This window comes from Clostridium aciditolerans, assembly GCF_016316925.1.
Lineage (GTDB): Bacteria > Bacillota > Clostridia > Clostridiales > Clostridiaceae > Clostridium_AM > Clostridium_AM aciditolerans.
The window spans coordinates 197,056-212,488 of the sequence record NZ_JAEEGB010000026.1 but is presented as its reverse complement, the minus strand read 5'-3'; the positions used below and the strand labels follow the sequence as shown (position 1 = coordinate 212,488).

General features: G+C 30.4%; 15 protein-coding genes and 1 other annotated feature. Of the genes, 7 read left to right on the top strand and 8 right to left on the bottom strand.

The genetic code is table 11. From position 1 onward, the window contains the following. Together rsiV and I6U51_RS17700 are read left to right on the top strand one after the other, a co-directional pair. Positions 1-903: an anti-sigma-V factor RsiV gene (gene rsiV, locus I6U51_RS17705; RefSeq protein WP_211143886.1), complete on the top strand. Its 903-nt coding sequence runs from the start codon at positions 1-3 to the stop codon at positions 901-903. A gap of 259 nt (positions 904-1,162) precedes the next feature. Continuing rightward, the gene (locus I6U51_RS17700; protein ID WP_211143885.1) at positions 1,163-2,608 is read left to right on the top strand and encodes a cell wall-binding repeat-containing protein; all 1,446 of its coding nucleotides are present in this window, start codon (positions 1,163-1,165) and stop codon (positions 2,606-2,608) included. A 134-nt stretch (positions 2,609-2,742) separates the two neighbouring features. Here I6U51_RS17700 and I6U51_RS17695 read toward each other — a convergent pair whose 3' ends face one another. The 4 genes from I6U51_RS17695 to I6U51_RS17680 are packed head-to-tail and all read right to left on the bottom strand — an operon-like array spanning position 2,743 to position 6,135. Beyond that, on the bottom strand, positions 2,743-3,594 hold the full coding sequence (locus I6U51_RS17695; RefSeq protein WP_211143884.1) for an ABC transporter permease: 852 nt from the start codon (positions 3,592-3,594) through the stop codon (positions 2,743-2,745). Continuing rightward, a complete protein-coding gene (locus tag I6U51_RS17690; protein WP_211143883.1) occupies positions 3,594-4,499 on the bottom strand; it encodes an ABC transporter ATP-binding protein in 906 nt (301 codons plus the stop codon). The genes I6U51_RS17695 and I6U51_RS17690 overlap by 1 nt, the downstream gene beginning before the upstream one ends. Before the next feature lie 5 nt (positions 4,500-4,504). Continuing rightward, a complete protein-coding gene (locus I6U51_RS17685; RefSeq protein ID WP_211143882.1) occupies positions 4,505-5,602 on the bottom strand; it encodes an anti-sigma factor family protein in 1,098 nt (365 codons plus the stop codon). Between the two features lie 2 nt (positions 5,603-5,604). Continuing rightward, on the bottom strand, positions 5,605-6,135 hold the full coding sequence (locus tag I6U51_RS17680; RefSeq protein ID WP_211143881.1) for a sigma-70 family RNA polymerase sigma factor: 531 nt from the start codon (positions 6,133-6,135) through the stop codon (positions 5,605-5,607). 375 nt (positions 6,136-6,510) lie between these two features. Here I6U51_RS17680 and I6U51_RS17675 point away from each other — a divergent pair, with 375 nt between their 5' ends. Beyond that, positions 6,511-7,080 carry a phosphatase PAP2 family protein gene (locus tag I6U51_RS17675; RefSeq protein ID WP_211143880.1) on the top strand — a complete coding sequence of 190 codons (570 nt, stop codon included), beginning with the start codon at positions 6,511-6,513 and terminating at the stop codon, positions 7,078-7,080. 46 nt (positions 7,081-7,126) lie between these two features. Here the strand turns inward: I6U51_RS17675 and I6U51_RS25440 are convergent, their stop codons facing one another. Next, positions 7,127-7,735 carry a DUF1361 domain-containing protein gene (locus tag I6U51_RS25440; RefSeq protein ID WP_425489776.1) on the bottom strand — a complete coding sequence of 203 codons (609 nt, stop codon included), beginning with the start codon at positions 7,733-7,735 and terminating at the stop codon, positions 7,127-7,129. Positions 7,736-8,555: 820 nt separating this feature from the next. Here I6U51_RS25440 and I6U51_RS17665 point away from each other — a divergent pair. Together I6U51_RS17665 and serS are read left to right on the top strand one after the other, a co-directional pair. Then, on the top strand, positions 8,556-9,797 hold the full coding sequence (locus I6U51_RS17665) for an MFS transporter (RefSeq protein ID WP_211143878.1): 1,242 nt from the start codon (positions 8,556-8,558) through the stop codon (positions 9,795-9,797). Positions 9,798-9,962: 165 nt separating this feature from the next. Next, positions 9,963-10,168 (top strand) — a binding site (T-box leader). Positions 10,169-10,255: 87 nt separating this feature from the next. Beyond that, on the top strand, positions 10,256-11,533 hold the full coding sequence (gene serS / locus I6U51_RS17660) for a serine--tRNA ligase (protein ID WP_211143877.1): 1,278 nt from the start codon (positions 10,256-10,258) through the stop codon (positions 11,531-11,533). A 71-nt stretch (positions 11,534-11,604) separates the two neighbouring features. Here serS and I6U51_RS17655 read toward each other — a convergent pair whose 3' ends face one another. Both I6U51_RS17655 and I6U51_RS17650 read right to left on the bottom strand, forming a co-directional pair. Beyond that, positions 11,605-12,483: a hypothetical protein gene (locus tag I6U51_RS17655; RefSeq protein WP_211143876.1), complete on the bottom strand. Its 879-nt coding sequence runs from the start codon at positions 12,481-12,483 to the stop codon at positions 11,605-11,607. Further along, positions 12,461-13,072 (bottom strand): sigma-70 family RNA polymerase sigma factor, encoded by a 612-nt coding sequence (locus tag I6U51_RS17650; RefSeq protein WP_211143875.1) that lies wholly within the window; start codon positions 13,070-13,072, stop codon positions 12,461-12,463. The genes I6U51_RS17655 and I6U51_RS17650 overlap by 23 nt, the downstream gene beginning before the upstream one ends. Positions 13,073-13,318: 246 nt before the next feature. On the opposite strand from I6U51_RS17650, the gene I6U51_RS17645 reads away from it, so the two are divergent. Continuing rightward, positions 13,319-14,143, top strand: coding sequence for a hypothetical protein (locus I6U51_RS17645; RefSeq protein ID WP_211143874.1), 825 nt, complete (start codon positions 13,319-13,321; stop codon positions 14,141-14,143). A 5-nt stretch (positions 14,144-14,148) separates the two neighbouring features. Further along, a complete protein-coding gene (locus I6U51_RS17640) occupies positions 14,149-14,709 on the top strand; it encodes a hypothetical protein (RefSeq protein WP_211143873.1) in 561 nt (186 codons plus the stop codon). A gap of 123 nt (positions 14,710-14,832) precedes the next feature. Here the strand turns inward: I6U51_RS17640 and I6U51_RS17635 are convergent, their stop codons facing one another. Continuing rightward, positions 14,833-15,324: a hypothetical protein gene (locus I6U51_RS17635; protein WP_211143980.1), complete on the bottom strand. Its 492-nt coding sequence runs from the start codon at positions 15,322-15,324 to the stop codon at positions 14,833-14,835. Between the last annotated feature and the right edge of the window lie 109 nt (positions 15,325-15,433).

Sequence of the window (15,433 nt, the reverse complement as noted above, 5' to 3'; positions counted from 1 at the left end):
ATGAAAAGTAAAAGCTTACATCAACTTAAAAAGAATTATGAAGAAATCCCTATTCCAGAAGAGCTGGACTTTTTAGTAAGAAAGACGTTAAAAGACAACGGTGTGTATAGTACGAAAAGAAAAGGTATATTTAAAAGACTAGGCACTGTAGCCGCTTCGGTAGCTGTATTCGTAATCATACTTACAGTAGGGGTTAATAGTAGCCCAGCATTTGCAGCAACACTGTCAAAAACACCTATAGTAGGCAGTATTGTTAAAGTGTTGACCTTTAAAGAATATGCTGTAAATGAAGATAAACACAAAGCTAATATAAAAACACCTTCCATACAAGGCTTGAAAAATAAGGAGCTAGAGAACAGCTTAAATGAGAAATACATCACTGAAAATAAGAAGCTATATGAGGATTTTATGGCTGACATGGAAGATTTGAAGAAAAAAGGTGATGGTCATTTAGGGGTAGATAGCGGATATGTTGTAAAAACGGATACGGATAAGCTATTATCTGTGGGACGTTATGTTGTAAATACTGTAGGTTCTTCTTCAACAACATTTAAATATGATACCATCGATAAGAAAAAAGAAGTTTTAATAACCCTGCCAAGCTTATTTAAAGATAACCGCTATGTAGAAGTCATAAGCGAGAACATAAAAAAGCAAATGAGAGAACAGGTGCAGTCAGATTCCAATAAAGTTTATTGGATTGCTAATGGCGGTGGTGGGAAAAACATGGAAATTTTTGATAAAATATCAGAAAATCAAAATTTCTATATCAATGCAGAAGGTAAATTGGTAATTTCCTTTAATAAATATGAGGTGGCTCCTGGATATATGGGTGTTGTAGAATTTGTAATTCCAACGGAGGTAATATCTGATATTTTAGTTGGTAATGAGTATATTAAATAAATAATAAACTAGCGGTTGCATCCCAAAAAGGATACAGCCGCTTTTTTACATAACAATTTAATTCAAATTTCATTAATTAAAAATACAAAAGTAAGAGTAATTTTAGATTAGTTGTTAGAATTATAAATCTATGGAATTACAGGTAATTTAATGATAAAATATTACTGTTTAGAAAAGGAGAGCACTGAAGCGAGTACAAAATAAAAGTAACAATATTACAAAGAGATATTTATATAAAGAAATAAATGGAGGTACTAAGATGATAAAAAATAAATTAATGCTTATGCTATGTGCTGTAGGTATAACATTTTTTACTGCAACTAAGGTAATGGCTTCAGCTGAGATTCACCGTATTTGGGGAAGTGACAGATATGATACTGCCATTGAAATTTCTAAAAGCGGTTGGTCTGATGGCTCGGAATACGCTATTATAGCTAATGGAGAAAATTTTCCAGATGCCTTAAGTGCTGCTCCACTTGCAAAAAAATATAACGCACCTATATTGCTAAACTCAGGAAAGAGTATTGATAGTAAGGTAGAGAGTGAACTAAAAAGATTAAATGTAAAAAAGGTATTTATCATAGGTGGAACAGCAGTTGTACCTAGTAGTGTAGAAAAAAGACTTTCACAAATAAATATTGAAGCTATACGTCTTTATGGACAAGATAGATATGAAACTGCAGTTAAAGTTGCTGAACAACTTGGTTTTAATGGTGAACTAGCGATAGCTTCCGGTGAGAACTTTCCAGATGCAATGTCAATGGCACCAATTGCAGCACAAAAAGGTATGCCTATAATACTCACATCAGGAGAAAATTTACCTAGTAGTGTTGCTAAGTATATAAAAGATAAAAAGATAAATAAAACATATGTAATTGGTGGAAATGATGTAGTAAGTGATAACATTTTTAATACGCTGCCTAATGCTGAAAGATTATATGGGGATAGTAGATATGATACAAATATTGCAGTATTAAAGAAATTTGAAAATGAGCTCAATTTTAACAATATTTATTTATCTAACGGTGAAAATTTCCCAGATGCTTTAGCGGGCTCAGCTTTAGCTGCAAAGAATTCATCAGCAGTTATATTGGTAAGCTCATATTCTGGAGTATCCACCGGAAACTTCTTATCATCAAGACTAACATCATTTAAAACCGCTAACATATTAGGGGGAACTGGAGTAGTTGATGATATATTAGTTCAAATCGTATTACCAATGAATACAATAATTTCTTCAGATGCTGCAGGAGATTATATTTATCAATTAGAGCAATCAGCTGGAGGTAAGTGTAGAATATATAAAACTAAACTTAAAGGTTCTGATAGAATACAAATATCTGATGAATTAACTCAAATAGTAAACTTTAAGATATATAAAGATAACATATATTTTACAACTTCCTCTAATCAGCTATATAAAATGAACCTAGATGGAGGTAACAAAACTTATATTGCAGATGTATATCCAGATGGATTCGATATATCAGAAGATTGGATTTATTATTTTACCTCTGATAGGCATTCCATATCTAAAATTAAAATAGATGGCAGTGGAATTAGTAAAATAGCAGATGTGTATGGATATTATCCAAAAGTGACTGATGGGTGGATATACTATAATCGCATTTTTGATGAAGCACCATCAGTTCCTTATAAAATTAAGCTAGACGGTACTAACGACACACCGATAAATAACAATTAATTTTAGAGTTTGAATTGATAACAAAAATAATTTAGATTGGTTGTTAAAAAGATTACAGAAGTTTAACTTAAAAAAGCATCGCCACTTCCATTAAGTGGTGATGCTTTTCTTAAGTGCTTTACATTATCTAAAACCTATCCAATGTCCTTCTTATCAAATACCTTGATACTCATAAATATAAAAAATACTAAATATACAGATACATAAACCATCATCCATGCACTTGGCGTAGTTGAATTTCCTGGCATACCAAAGCCCATAACAAAATTAAAGGAGCCTAAGGATGTAAAGATAGTCGAGATCATTTTTCTATATATTACTTCAAAGGGAGAAATTAAACTTGAAATTATTCCAATGGTGGAAAGGGAAGCGTTATTAGTAAATGCACCTGCTTGCTCTATTACCCCGCCAATTGTTCCGAGTATATATATAGCTATTATTAAAATTCCATTATTTAAGGTTTTGAATTTAGTGCTTCCATAAAGAGCTAGTGCCAATATGGTTAAAGGCTGAAGAATAAAAAACAAAAATCCTTTAACCAGTGCTGCTACTCCAAAAGTTTCTACAATAGATATTTTACTTACAGTAGAAATAATAATTACTGCTATGTAAAGAATAGCACTGTATAAAATAATAAGAATAGCTGTTCCTAGATACTTTCCTAGTATATATTCGCATCTTTTAATTGGCTTTGTTAAAATGGTCAAAATTGTTCCGCTTTCTAGTTCAGATGAAACTATCCCTATGGACAGCATTACTGTTAGAAAGGCTATAAGCATACTAGAAAAGTAAAAGCCAACTATAGAAATAGTGGAAGAAAGATCTACAATCACATTTATCATGCTATTATTTTGAGGGGAATTTTTGCCCATATAACTAAAAATAACAGTTAAAAGAACAAGATATAATATAGTTAAAATACCTATAATGTGAAAAATTCTCTTCCTGTAGATTTCTTTAAAAGTGGAGAGTGCAATAGCAAACATTACTCTTGCCCCCTTTCAACAAGTTTTATAAATAGCTCTTCAAGACTATTCCTGTGAGGGGTAAGGCCATAGAGCTTTCCACCGCCTTCTATAATTAATGAGGCAATTTCGTGTATCTCACCATTCTCCTTTACATGCATTTTAATGCTTTTTCCATCAAAAATTACATCTTCATCAATCTTTTCAAGCTTATTTAAAATTTCATTATTTATATCCTCTGCATGAATATCTAAAACAGTGTCTCCTTCTAAAAGATCATTCATTTTCCCTTGTTTTATAATGGTTCCTTTACTAATAATAGCAGCACTATCGCAAACCATCTCTACTTCACTTAAAAGATGACTGTTTAAAAATACAGTTTTCCCCATGTTTTTTAGTTCCAACATAATATCTCTAACTTCTTTTCTTCCTATAGGGTCTAGGGCAGAAGTAGGCTCATCTAAAAAGAGAAGCTCTGGGTCACAAAGAAGGGCACTGGCAATGCCTATTCGCTGCTGCATTCCTTTACTATAGGTACCTATTTTATTTTTTTCAGCGCCTTTTAGGTTAACAATTTCAAGGACTTCTTCTATTTTTATAGAAGCAGCTCTCTTATCAAGCTTATATAATGAGGAGTGGAAAGACAGGAGATCTAATCCTGTCATCCATTCCTGATATTTAAAAAGTTCAGGTAAATATCCTATTTTTTTCTTTGCTCCAATATCTCCAATAGGTCTGCCTAGTATACGTGCAGTTCCTGAAGTAGGAAACAATAATCCTACAATAGTTTTTATAAAGGTACTTTTCCCAGCACCATTAGGACCTAAAAATCCATAAATTTCACCTTGGGGCACAGAGATGTTTATGTCTCTGCAGCCCTTATTGTTTTCATATATTTTAGAAAGATTTTCTGTTTCAATTACCAATAATATCACCTCATAGATTTTGCAATTTCAAGCATTTCATTTTTATCTACATTACCATTAATATTAACTAAAACACCATCATTAAGAATTAAAATGGAAGAAGATTTGTTTCCGTTATTATTTTCAAAGGATCCAACTGCTTTCATTCCATCAATATTTAATTCTTCAAGCTGATTTCCTACGTTAGGGACATATAAGGTGCTCTTCCAGTCCTTCATGGATTTCAGCTGTTTTTGCATCTCTGGTGGCAATACAGAAAGCTCTGAAAGAGCATTGAATATTTCATCAACATTTGCCTCCGCAGGTGCAATAATTTCTGGTACTTTGCTTTCTGTTATGTTTATATATTTGTCATTTGCAGCATCTTTATATCTAATATTTAATGTTCCAGCCATGTTTAGAGAAAAAGTTTTTCCATCTAAATCTTTAGGAAATACCTTTTTTCCTCCTAAAGATTTAAGGAGTTGATTCACATTTTCTACGTTTAGAGTAAAATCAATTTTTGAAGGTGCATTTATAACAATACTCTCTGTATTTTTCTCTGGTATATTTTTAGGAACTGATATTGTGAATGGTAATGTCTTTTTTGCTTCCTCCATAGTTACAGTTTTTTCTTCGCCGCCTTGGAAATTAACTTTACCTATTTTATCAATATTAATATCTGTCTTATGATCTTCAAGTGCTTTTTCAAGCTTTTTAACATCATCTAATGAAATATTTACACTTTTAATATCCTTTGCTCTAAAAATTGAAACCGCATTAATAACTGATGCTCTTATAGGTTCCACCGTAACACAAGTAGTTAGTACAAGGGCTGCGCAGGCAGCTGTTGCTATTTTTTTATATCTTTTCATATCTTTAAACGCTCCTTTTTTATTCTTTACTTCAATATTCATATTTCCTGTTTTTATATTATTTATATCAAACTCTTTCTTATAATCCTGAAGCTTTCCCATAGCGAAACTGTTTACAGAGTTTAATTCTTTATAAATTTCCTTGCATTTTTCACATTCAAAAAGATGCATTTCTATCTCTTTCATTTCAACATCATTAAGTTCTCCGTCAATATATGATTGAATGCTTCCTCCACTTGGACACTTCATTTCTATTCACCCCTTTTTTCTAATTTTAAGTAGTTATCCTTAAATTTTGTTTGTGCTCTCGATATAAGCGTGCCCACAGAGTTTTTATCTACTCCGATTACTTCTGCAATTTCACTATATTTGTATCCTGAAAATTTGAGAAGCAGACACATACGGTCTCTAGTGGAAAGTATATTTAGCGCCTTTTTAGTTAAGTCTACTTCACAATTGTTAATTGCAGCTTCTTCAATTGAAACTACGTTATCCATTTCTTTTTCATAAATCACTTCGTTTTTTCCCTCATGAATTTTTCTATCTCTTATATAGTTATATGAAATATTAGTAGAAACCTTATTTAGCCATGCAGCAATGTTATTATGATCAGGTGGTGAATTATATAACTTCATAAATACCTCCTGTGTTAAATCTTCAGCTGCATGCATATCCCCAGTGAGGTAGGAGATTCTTTTGAAAATGGTGTCATAATATTTTTCATATGTAGTTCTAAAATTTTGCTCATCTTTTTTCTTCTTAAAATAACTGATAACACCCATACTTTTGCTGCGTTCCTCCTCTCTAGGTAACCTTGTTCAAAAGCTTTTGATTGATATATTCTAGAATATTTTTGATACCTTTTTCTTCCTTCAATTTTGGCATCTATAATATTAACACATAAGTATTAAAAGTTGTGACAAAGATTTTTGAAAATTTTTGTTAGGTGTCAGTTAAGTTTCAGTTCAAATCGATATTATTAGAGAATAATTTTAAGATTTTCTTAAGATATTTCTAATCTGTTCTTAACATTTCTATCGCATAATGAATATATTAAGTACAGGATTTTAAAGAAATATGAGAAGGATGAATTTGACTGAGATACATTTAAAGACAACCCATTTGTATATAAAACATAGAAGGGAAGTGATTGTTATATGATGAGTTATTTACAGAATATTGATATAAAGATGTTGGATTTACTAAATAAAAAATTTCGATGTACAATACTTGATAAAATAATGCCACTGATTACTGCCATGGGTAACGGTGGTATAGTGTGGGTAATTATTTCAATATATTTGATAAGTAATGATAATTATAGAGCTGAGGGTTATATGTTAATTACTTCTCTGATTGTAACCACAATTATTGGCGAAGGGATAATAAAACATCTAATAAAGAGGACAAGACCCTTTGTTACTATGAAAGAAAATAAGCTGCTAATATCAAAGCCTATAACATATTCCTTTCCATCAGGACACACTGCATCTTCCTTTGCGGCGGCAGGTATATTTATTATGATGAACAATCGATTAAGCATTTTCGTGTTAATTTTAGCTTCATTAATTGCTTTTTCTAGGATTTATTTAAATGTACATTATCCTACAGATGTTGTTACAGGAATTGTTTTAGGACTTTTGTGTTCTATTTTGGTAATAAATATATTTAACAGTGAAATCATAGACTATTTAAATCTTGTTTATAAATGTTTAACTTATTATTAGCATCTTTGTTAATTTGGATATAACTATAGTTATCATAGGCAAATTTTTAAGAATGATATTTATTCATTAAGAAAAAGGTTAAATAGAAAATGAGAATTAGAATGCCAAATAGTATAGTAAAAATTAGTCCTTGAAGATTAAAACTATTAAAAATAACATTTAATAAATACAAAGGATTAGTTACTAATTCCCAACTATTTACCCTTGCAAATCTTCCTAAATAGATTCCGAAACTGCTTAGCATACAAATTATAAGAATAAAAAGCCACCCTAAGGTATAGTCATATTTTTCCTTTATATATTTGTGCATAATAGATAATGATATAAAACTCAATACTAAACCGATAATTACAAAAATGCTAATTAAAAAGAAATCATACCATATAGCAAAGTTTGAATTAAAGATTATTTCATATGATTTATTTTCATAAAATTTATATTTTGATAGGTGAATAAAGTCTGTTAATATATAGGGCGCATTAGGATAAAAGATAAGCCATAATAAGCCAATCATATATTGACTAAAATTTATTCTAAAATTATAGTTCGTATAAATTAAACTAAAATAAAATGGAAGCCATGCTAAAAATATATTCCATATTAAAAAAAGGTAGCCTCCAGAGTCGCGGTAAATGATTCTACAAAATACAAACATGCTGGCTATTATGGTTATTACAATAAGTTTTGTAGTTAAATGATATAAGTTTTTATTAGACTGTTTTAAAAATGATAGCATACTTTTTCCTCAATTCCAATATTAAATAATATACCAAAATTATACTTTTTATATACTAATTATAGTACTATTTTAATTGTAGTGTATATAGTCTATGTAAAGTATATATATCACCTATACCTGATATGGCTTCTGGTTAAAATTGAGAATGTATCATAATTGAGGTAAAAGTGTATTGAAAAAATCCTAAGTTTATGTATAATATAAATAGACTCAAATATAAACATGAAAAAATATAAGTGTAAAGGTGTTGTAAATATGCGCAAAGAGGTAGTTTTTAACTAAACTAACTGAATAGGGATTATTTTTAGGAAGTACGTAGAAAAATCTTGAATTGTTCAAGGTTTATTCGTGGTAGAATTAATTTTTAAAATCTTGATTCTTACCATATTTATTTGTGTGCTTCAAAAATAGTCAATATTATAATGAGCATGTTACACCTTATTTGCATAGTAGGAAAACCGTGTTCTAAACACGGTATTTTTATGCCTATTTTTGCTGCATTTATAGATATGATATAAGATTTTAATCTATATAATTTAATGATAAGTTGTATAAATTAAAGTCCTATATTTCATGTTTATATTTAGGTCATATAATTATGAGGCTGTAAGTGAACCTGTGTTCATTTGCGGCTTTTTTTATTCAAGGAGATTATTATGATGATTTATATATTTAAAATATTTAGATTACAAATTACAAACAAACTTTTTCAAAATATAGGGACGGTGAATGATTAATGGTTAAAAAATTTTCAGCATATAAAATTTATTTATTATTTTCAGCTATTACAGCAATGTGTTTTTCATTGGCAGCTACAGTTATGATAGTTTATCATATTGAAAAGGTTCATTTAAATCCACTTCAACTTATACTTGTTGGAACTACACTGGAAGCAGCATGCTTTCTATTTGAAATTCCTACAGGTATAGTTGCAGATGTATACAGCCGTAAGCTATCTATTATTATCGGTGCAGTTCTAATAGGATTAGGATTCATTTTAGAAGGTTCATTTGCTAGCTTTATCTTTATACTTGCAGCACAGGTAATATGGGGATTAGGTTCTACCTTTGTCAGCGGCTCTGTTGAGGCGTGGATTGCAGAAGAAGAGAAAACTAAGTACTTAGATCAAATATATATAAAAGGAGCGCAAGCAGGGCAAATAGGCACAGTTATTGGAATAATACTAAGCACAATAATAGGTAATTTATCTGTTAGGCTGCCTATTATAGTCAGTGGATGTCTATTTATAGTTTTTGCATTATTTTTAGGATTGTATATGCCAGAAAACAATTTTAAACCATCTGCTCCTAAAGATTTAAACACTTTTAAAAAGATGGGGTACACTTTTAAAACAGGATTTAAATTTGTGAAAAGTAAAGCCATATTAATGATTTTGCTTTCTATAACTCTGTTTCATGGTTTATCTAGTGAAGGTTATGATAGACTTTCCAATGCGCATTTTCTACAGGATACCACGCTTCCGCAGCTTGGAAATCTTCAGCCAGTAACCTGGTTCGGTATATTCGGAATTACAGGGATGATATTAAGTGCTATAGTAATGCAGTTTATATCAAATAAGTTAGAGAAAGAAGATGAAAATCATAGTGGAAAGATATTATTAGCTATAAACATATTTTATGTTTTATGCATGCTAGTATTTGCACTTACAAAAAACTTTAGTTTAATGCTAATAGCTTATTTATCAACAAACATGTTTAGAACTATAAATGAGCCTATATTTAGTGCATGGTTAAATAACCATATCGATGACAATGCAAGAGCTACTATACTTTCTATGAATGGACAAATTAATGCTTTAGGGCAAATTTTAGGTGGGCCAATTATTGGAGTTATAGCTACAAAAATTTCTATAAGCATTGGGATAGCATGTACTTCATTATTAGTAACGCCAGTATTGGTTTTATATATCATTTCTCTGATGATGGATAAAAGTGGTGTTAATAAGGTTAGAGGGTGAGATGACATATATGATGGTTCGATTTTTATATTGTTATTTACTTTTTGAAAATTATATGATATTGTATTTCATAAGATGTTATAAATTGGTGAGAAATATTAAATTAAGTCTTTACTTGCAAATAAGTATAAGATTATGTATAATTAGGATATACTATATATTAGGAAAACAGTGTTGATAAAAGCTATGATTTATAAATTTCTTCAGAGAGCCGATGGTTGGTGAGAATCGGTGAAAGGTTAAATCGTTCCACTTTTGGAGCTGTCGGTGATGAATCGAAAGGTTGGTAGCCTTTATACTACTGTCGAGTGGCTGTTTCTTATTATAGATCAGCAATTTGGGTGGCAACGCGGATTCCTTCCGTCCCATATATAAATGTTTATATATGGGACGGAAGTTTTTTTTATCTTATGGTTTAATACAAAATAATATTTACATTTAACTTAGGAGGGAAAATTATGTTAGATTTAAGATTTGTAAGAGAAAACCCTGAAATTGTTAAGGAAAACATGAAGAAAAAGTTTCAGGATAATAAGTTAGGTTTAGTAGATGAGGTAATCGCTATGGACCTTGAACTTAGAAATGTAAAGACAGAAGCAGATGCTTTAAGAGCTGATAGAAACAAGATTTCAAAGGAAATCGGTGGATTAATGGCTCAAGGTAAAAAAGAAGAAGCAGAAGAAATGAAGAAAAAGGTTACAGCAGAGTCTGAGCGTTTAGCAGAATTAGAAGCAAAAGAAGGCGAATTAGAAGAAAAAATCAAAAAGAATATGATGACTATTCCAAATATAATTGATCCAAGTGTTCCAATTGGTAAAGACGATAGTGAAAACGTAGAAGTAGAGCGTTATGGAGAGCCAGTTGTACCTGATTTTGAGGTTCCATATCATACTGATATTATGGAAAAATTCAATGGCGTTGACTTAGATAGTGCTAGAAAAGTTGCTGGTAATGGTTTCTATTACCTAATGGGAGATATTGCTAGACTTCATTCTGCAGTAATTTCCTATGCTAGAGATTTTATGATAAATCGTGGCTTTACATATTGCATTCCACCTTTCATGATTCGTAGCGAAGTTGTAACTGGTGTTATGAGCTTTGCTGAAATGGATGCTATGATGTACAAAATAGAAGGTGAAGATTTATACTTAATTGGAACTAGTGAGCATTCTATGATTGGTAAATTTATTGATACTATATTACCAGAAGAATCTTTACCACATACATTAACTAGTTACTCACCTTGCTTCAGAAAAGAAAAAGGAGCTCATGGTATTGAAGAAAGAGGAGTATATAGAATTCACCAATTTGAAAAGCAAGAAATGATTGTTGTATGTAAGCCAGAAGACAGCATGATGTGGTACGATAAACTATGGCAAAATACAGTAGATCTATTCCGTTCTTTAGATATACCAGTAAGAACTTTAGAATGCTGCTCAGGTGACTTAGCAGACTTAAAGGTAAAATCAGTAGACGTAGAAGCTTGGTCTCCTAGACAAAAAAAATACTTTGAAATAGGAAGCTGCTCTAACTTAGGTGATGCACAAGCACGTAGATTAAAAATTCGTGTAAATGGTGAAAATGGTAAATACTTTGCGCATACATTAAATAATACAGTTGTTGCACCTCCAAGAATGCTAATTGCTTTCTTAGAGAACAACTTAAATGCAGATGGTTCTATAAACATTCCAGTTGCATTACAACCATATATGGGCGGAATGACAGTAATTAAATAATAGCAAAGGCTGCGTATTAAATTTGATACGCAGCCTTTATTGTTAATTTGCTTCAGGTCTTTTTTATTAGGTTATTTTGAGTTTATTATACTCTCAGCCATTTTTGACATTTGTTCAAAAGTCAATTTATTATTTTGATCAGCAAGTTTATAATTTACCCCGTTTTCTGTCCATCTCAATGAATGTGCAGTTTTGAATTGCTCATTAAGCTTTTTGCCCTTATTACTTCCGACCATAACTAAAAGTTCTTTTCCATTTTCAGAAGCTTTATTAATTTCATCTTTTTGCTGTTGTGACATTTTATCAAACAGATCATTAGGTAATATATGCACTGTATATTCTGTCCAGTAAGCAGTAGTAGTTCCAATAGTTACTGTTTTAGAATTTTTAAATATTGGTAAATCTTCTTCTGTTCCCGCTTTAAAAGCATCCAATGATATGGCTTCTTTTCTTAACATATCCTTTGAATATGTTGCACATGCTGCCTTCTTATCATATTGATTCTCTGGTGGTGCTGAGCCATCAATATGACCATATATTTCACTATCAACTAATTTATATCCTCCTGGAAGGGAAGCTGGCATTTTTATTTCGTATCCTAAATCTTTTTTTAGTGCATCTTTTGATGGTACTTTATCGTAATTCCTCATACTTGTATAACCATTAACACGTTTATCTATGGCTTGAAAAGCTGAAGCCCTAATATTAGGTGAAAATGTAAGAACTGATCCCGCAATTATAAATATACCGCATGATGCAGTAATAATAGATTTTTTTAAATTTAAATTTAATGGGAAAAACTTTTCTTTTAACATAAACCTTTTTTCACTCCTATTCGATTGAATTTCATATTTAATACTCTCAAACATGTTATCCGATGGAGACACTTCTTCAGCCTTATCAAGCAAAGCTGCTTTTACTATATCTTTAAATTGTTGTTGGTTTGGCATTTTTATCTTGCTCCTTCCTAATAGAGTTATCAGCAAAAGAGTAGCCTTCAAATTTTTTGCTACGTAATTCTTTTTCAAGCAATTTTCTAGAGTTACAAAGTCTTGATTTAACTGTGCCTTGAAAACAGCCTAAGATTTTTGATATTTCTTTGATAGATAGTTCATTATAATAATAGAGAATCACAGTTGTTTTTAAAGGCAAACTCAGTTTGTTGATAGCTTCATTCACAAATTTTTTAAGTTCGTCTCTTTCTGCTATATCAGATAACACTAAACTATCCGCAATTGTATCCTTACTATCATTAATACTTTCTATAGACAAATGATTTTTTTCTTTTGAACAATAACGCCATACTATTCTTGTAAGTAGACGATAGAACCAAGCTTGAAATGTTTTAGGATTTTTTAAGCTTTTTATTTCGCTATAGCATTTTATAAAAGCTTCTTGTACCACATCTTCTGCTATATCATTTCGTCCACTTATAAGATACACTGTTCTAAGGGCTTGTTTGCTATATTTTTCAAATAAATCGTTAAAGGCATCCATGTCGCCTTCCTTACAGCGCTGTATCAAACTGATCTCATCCACGTCATTACCTCCTTTTTTAGGTGCACCTATTATATAAGAGACATTAAATACAAAAAAGGTTCAAAAGAATTTTTTATAAAAGAAATAGTATAATTGCTTGTGATTACCAATAAATTCATTTTATCAAGATATTTAAATTGCATAAAGGGAAAAAGAATTATCTGTAGCCCCTATAAGCATGATTTACTTTTATTAAAATGTATTGCATAATATAGTAAATAGAGCTAATTATTGAGAGGAATTAATATGAATTTGAACAAAAAGTTTGCAATCTTTGGATTAGTGTTTTTGATGCTTTCTTGGGTGGGAAACATTTATTTTTATGAGAAGCATATTCTTAAGGAGCCAATATTTATCAAGCATTATTATGATATTCAAAGTGCTATGAATAACATTCAGTTTTATTATATTCAAAATATTAATTCACAGGAACAGGTTCAAAATATTGAATTTCCTGAAATAGGACAAGAATATATAAGCTTTACTGAAAGTGATAGAAATAATGACAAGCGCTATTATAAGCTTAAATGTATATCTGTAAATTTTTGTGATTTAGATCAAAATAAAGCTCCTGATAATCTTAAAAATAAGGTCATTACAAAGGCTAAAATTACTTTTACAAATGGAAAAATTATTAACGAAGATATAGGCAGGATATATCTACATGGCGATAACACAAATAGTCCAACTTTAACTATGGCAAATGCTACTTCAAGCAGTGATAACACTGGGGCTTCTACACATAGAGCAACTAAGGATACAAAGGTTACAGGTTTATACACAAAATTTCCTGATATTATTGAAGATGTAGCATTAATTAAAGTTAATGGAAAACCATTAAAGGAGATTAAATTTCCTTTAGAATTGAAAGCAGGGGATAACTTAGAAGTTAGTTATGAATTCAAATTTAATAAGAATGACATTAGAAAAAATAATGCATATAACATTACTTTAGATATTCTTACCGAAGATACCGATGGAAATAAGGGACATAGTCTGTGCTTTATGAATTATTGGCTTCAGTCTCCAGGTAAATATGATATTGAATCACTTAGAATAGGTAGGAGGTAGAGGGTATGTATGCTTCAAGCTATAATAAATTATTTTGGGCAATGATCTTCATAATTTTTGATATAAACCTTGGACCAATAAACATTTTACCTAATTTTATAGGATATATATTAATTTACTCAGCTTTAAATGAACTTCAGTTGCAGCACAAAATCTATGAGAAAGGTAAGATGCCTTCAATTATATTAACTATCCTTACTGTAAAAGATGTAATTCATGTAAGTAATGATAATTTGTTATCAGGACAGTTTGTTCCACCGAATTTTTGGGTTATGGCACTAAGCTCAGTAATCTCAATTATAAATATTTATTTAATATATATAATATGTAAAGGAATATACTTGTTGTGCTTGGAGAGAGGACTTCAGGAATTAAAAGAAAGTGCTAAAAATCGATGGATAGCTTTTCTAGTGGTATCCATTATTTCTATATTTTATATACCATTCTCCTTAAATATTAGTCTGCAATTTAGAAGTGCAATGATAATTTTTGCATTTATTAATGTAATAGTAGAACTATCAATTGCTTTTTTATTTAGAAAGTCAACAATTCTACTGAAATCATGATGATAAGATGTGTATAGCTAGTTTTTGAAATGTATGAAATACAATTAATAATGAAAATAACCTGCTAATTAGAAATAGAATTAGCAGGTTATTTTTTGAAGGGAATTTTAATCTTCCTAATACTTAACACATAACAATAATTTCATATGGTGTGGTTTGAGCTGGTATACTCATTGTGGTAGGACCATAGATAACAATTAGATTTCGGTTTGCAGGGTTTTGGGTAAAAGTTTGATCATTCTCCAGTAATATCTGAGTAGATGGGCCAATATTTAATTTTAATTGGTTATCGCTGCTCACTAACTGACTGTTAAAATAGTCTACTTTTACATTTTGAAATTGTGTATCTTTTGCCATAACAATTGCTCTATATTGTGGCGGAAAAATGAGAGGAACAGGTGCATTTGCATCATAAAATCCCGTTACCATATCTCCTACTTCCATCGTTACATGGTCTACAAAGTAAGTATTTGGTGCCACCACAAAATTCACTGTATTTCCAGATCCGTCTTCTACAGACATTAATTTATAACATCCCGGGTTTGTTTCATTTGTAGCTATTGAAAAGTCATTAATCATGGTAATTATCCCATGAAAAGTTAGAAATTTTTCCACTTTTATTCCTCCACTCCTAATTAAATGCACATTCTATATAGTTTATGCATCATTAAGACTTTGTGTTACATTTACTATTAAACAAATTATCTTTGAAAAATGAGTATAA

Excerpts from the sequence above, each read along its gene's own strand:
- rsiV (WP_211143886.1), top strand. The coding sequence starts at position 1 with ATGAAAAGTAAAAGCTTACATCAACTTAAAAAGAATTATGAAGAAATC.
- I6U51_RS17700 (WP_211143885.1), top strand. The coding sequence starts at position 1,163 with ATGATAAAAAATAAATTAATGCTTATGCTATGTGCTGTAGGTATAACA.
- I6U51_RS17695 (WP_211143884.1), bottom strand. The coding sequence starts at position 3,594 with ATGTTTGCTATTGCACTCTCCACTTTTAAAGAAATCTACAGGAAGAGA.
- I6U51_RS17685 (WP_211143882.1), bottom strand. The coding sequence starts at position 5,602 with ATGAAGTGTCCAAGTGGAGGAAGCATTCAATCATATATTGACGGAGAA.
- I6U51_RS17680 (WP_211143881.1), bottom strand. The coding sequence starts at position 6,135 with ATGGGTGTTATCAGTTATTTTAAGAAGAAAAAAGATGAGCAAAATTTT.
- I6U51_RS17675 (WP_211143880.1), top strand. The coding sequence starts at position 6,511 with ATGATGAGTTATTTACAGAATATTGATATAAAGATGTTGGATTTACTA.
- I6U51_RS25440 (WP_425489776.1), bottom strand. The coding sequence starts at position 7,735 with ATGTTTGTATTTTGTAGAATCATTTACCGCGACTCTGGAGGCTACCTT.
- I6U51_RS17665 (WP_211143878.1), top strand. The coding sequence starts at position 8,556 with ATGGTTAAAAAATTTTCAGCATATAAAATTTATTTATTATTTTCAGCT.
- serS (WP_211143877.1), top strand. The coding sequence starts at position 10,256 with ATGTTAGATTTAAGATTTGTAAGAGAAAACCCTGAAATTGTTAAGGAA.
- I6U51_RS17655 (WP_211143876.1), bottom strand. The coding sequence starts at position 12,483 with ATGCCAAACCAACAACAATTTAAAGATATAGTAAAAGCAGCTTTGCTT.
- I6U51_RS17645 (WP_211143874.1), top strand. The coding sequence starts at position 13,319 with ATGAATTTGAACAAAAAGTTTGCAATCTTTGGATTAGTGTTTTTGATG.
- I6U51_RS17640 (WP_211143873.1), top strand. The coding sequence starts at position 14,149 with ATGTATGCTTCAAGCTATAATAAATTATTTTGGGCAATGATCTTCATA.